Origin of the sequence: Hydrogenophaga sp. (genome assembly GCF_041633695.1) — a bacterium.
Classification (GTDB): Bacteria; Pseudomonadota; Gammaproteobacteria; order Burkholderiales; family Burkholderiaceae_C; genus Hydrogenophaga.
Map to the genome: position 1 here is coordinate 1 of NZ_JBFJMY010000545.1, position 2,530 is coordinate 2,530.

Genomic DNA, 2,530 nt, shown 5'->3' on the forward strand with positions numbered 1-2,530 from the left:
CTTGGGGTTGCTGATCGGTTTGTACGCCGACGGGGCCTTGGGCAGGCCGGCCAGCATGGCCGCTTCTGCAATGCTCACGTCTTTGAGCGGCTTGCCGAAATAGGTCTGGGCGGCCGTGGAGAATCCGTAAGCCCGCTGCCCCAGGAAAATCTGGTTCATGTAGATCTCAAGAATCTGCTCCTTGGTCAGCATGTGCTCCAGCTTGAAGGTCAGCAGCACCTCATAAATTTTCCGGGTGTAGCTTTTTTCCGCCGACAGATAGACGTTGCGCGCCACCTGCATGGTGATGGTGGATGCGCCCTGGCTTTTGGCCTGCCCCAGGTTGGCCAGGGCCGCCCGGACCATGCCTCGGTAGTCCACACCGCTGTGTTCAAAGAAACGCGCGTCTTCGATCGCCAGCACCGCGTTTTTCATCACGTCGGGAATTTCCCGGATCGTCAGCAGATTGCGCCGTTCCTCACCGAACTCGCCGATGAGCTTGTCATCGGAGGTGAACACCCGCAGCGGCAGCTTGGGTCGGTAGTCGGCCAGCGCCGCCACGTCGGGCAAGTTGGGATAAGCGACCGCCAGCGCGATGCCGATGGCGCACATGATGGCCACCACCCCGGCCACTGCCAGGCCGGCCAGCGTGAGCACAACGCGACCCAGCCAGTACCAGACTGAGCGGCCCTCGGACGCCTTTCGTTTCTGGTTGCTCGGTGGTGCTGGATCGTCTTTGGGCATGCGAAGGGTCGTGGCAAAAGTATTTGATTATAAAAAGGCGGCGCTGTTGCTGAGTTGCCGACAAAGAGTCTCATATTGTGAGTTGTCGTGAATTTCTTGTCGCAGCTGCCGATGTTGACTCAACAAGTGCAAACAATTTGCGTATGCTTTTGACAACGCTTCAAGGTGCTGCAAAGGTAAAAAATCTTTGCGGCACAAGGGGCTTGCTGCTAGCATTCAAGTGAATTCTTAAGTCTGGCGCCACGCCGCGTCGCTAATATTGGGGGTCACCTTGATCTCATTGGGGTCGTTATTCAGCCGGGAACCGGCACCGCTGTTGGGGATCGACGTCAGTTCGTCCAGCGTCAAGCTGGTCGAATTGGGTCGCAACCGTTCCGGCGATCTGGTGTTGCAGCGGTGTGCGATCGAGCCCCTGGAGCGGGGCTGGATCACCGACGGCAATATTGAAAAATTCGACGAGGTGGCTGAGGCCGTGCGCCGCGTGGTGCGCAAAAGCGGGAGCAAGACCAAAAACGTGGCCATGGCCTTGCCCGCGTCCGCTGTGATCACCAAGAAAATCGTGCTGCCGGGCGGCCTGTCCGAGAAAGAGCTCGAAGCCCAGGTGGAGTCCGAGGCCAACCAATACATTCCCTTTTCTCTTGACGAAGTGAGTCTGGACTTCTGTGTCGTGGGGCCCAGCACCAACTCCGTGGGAGACGTGGAGGTCTTGATCGCCGCATCCCGCAAGGAAAAAGTGTCCGACCGCCAGGGTCTGGCGGAGGCCGCCGGGCTCAAACCCGTGATCATGGATGTGGAGTCGTATGCGTCGCGCATGGCGGCGGGGCGTGTGATCGAAACTTTGCCCAACCAAGGGGTGGATTCCCTGGTCGCTCTGTTCGAAGTGGGTGCCTTGACCACCAGCATGCAAGTCATGCGCAACGACGATGTCTTGTACGAGCGCGATCAAGCGTTTGGTGGTGCGCAGCTGACCCAGCTCATTGTGCGGCAGTATGGGTTTTCTGCTGACGAAGCCGAGGCCAAAAAGCGTTCGGGCGATCTTCCAGAAGACTACCGCACGGCGGTGCTGGAGCCTTTCATTGAAAGCATGTCCCAGGAAATTGGCCGGGCTTTGCAATTTTTCTTCACCAGCACGCCGCACAACAAGGTGGACCACATCCTTCTGGCGGGCGGCAGCGCGGCATTGCCGGGTCTGACCGAAGCGGTCATACACCAGACGTCGTTCGCCTGTATGGTGATCAACCCATTTGATGCCATGGAGATGGCTTCTACCGTACATGCACGCAAGATTGCACGCGAATCTCCGTCGTATCTGACCTCGACCGGTCTGGCCCTACGGAGGTTTTTTCAATGATTCTGATCAACCTACTGCCTCACAGGGAGGCCGCGCGCAAGCGGCAAAAAGAGCAATTTTTCACCCAACTGGGGCTTTCCGCCCTTTTGGGCGGTGTGGTGTGCGGCGCGGTATTTACCTGGTACCAAGGGCAAATCTCCAACCAGCAGGGGCGCAATCAATTTCTTACGGCCGAAATCACGCGTCTGGATGCCGAGATCAAGGACATCGCCAGCTTGCAAAAAGAAATCGCCTCGTTGCGGGCGCGTCAAACCGCTGTGGAGGATTTGCAAGGCGACAGAAATTTGCCGGTTTATCTGCTGGAGGAATTGGTCGCCCAATTGCCCGATGGCATCTATCTCACCAGCATGAAGCAGGAAAATCAAAGCGTCTTGATCACTGGCGTTGCCCAGTCCCAGGAGCGGGTCTCCGAGCTGTTGAGAAACCTGGCCAACAACAGCCCTTGGCTGAGCCGCC

3 protein-coding genes are annotated in these 2,530 nt (G+C 57.9%); 2 read left to right on the plus strand and 1 reads right to left on the minus strand.

The window, feature by feature from the left end:
- The coding region (locus ABYB95_RS21435) for a transglycosylase domain-containing protein (RefSeq protein WP_372661705.1) at positions 1-723 on the minus strand (723 nt) is incomplete at its 3' end.
- Positions 724-994: 271 nt separating this feature from the next.
- Between ABYB95_RS21435 and ABYB95_RS21440 the strand changes: the two genes are divergently transcribed.
- Together ABYB95_RS21440 and ABYB95_RS21445 are read left to right on the plus strand one after the other, a co-directional pair.
- On the plus strand, positions 995-2,074 hold the full coding sequence (locus ABYB95_RS21440; RefSeq protein ID WP_372661708.1) for a pilus assembly protein PilM: 1,080 nt from the start codon (positions 995-997) through the stop codon (positions 2,072-2,074).
- Positions 2,071-2,530 (plus strand): PilN domain-containing protein (locus ABYB95_RS21445; protein WP_372661711.1); only part of this gene is annotated, 460 nt, incomplete at its 3' end. The genes ABYB95_RS21440 and ABYB95_RS21445, both read left to right, overlap by 4 nt.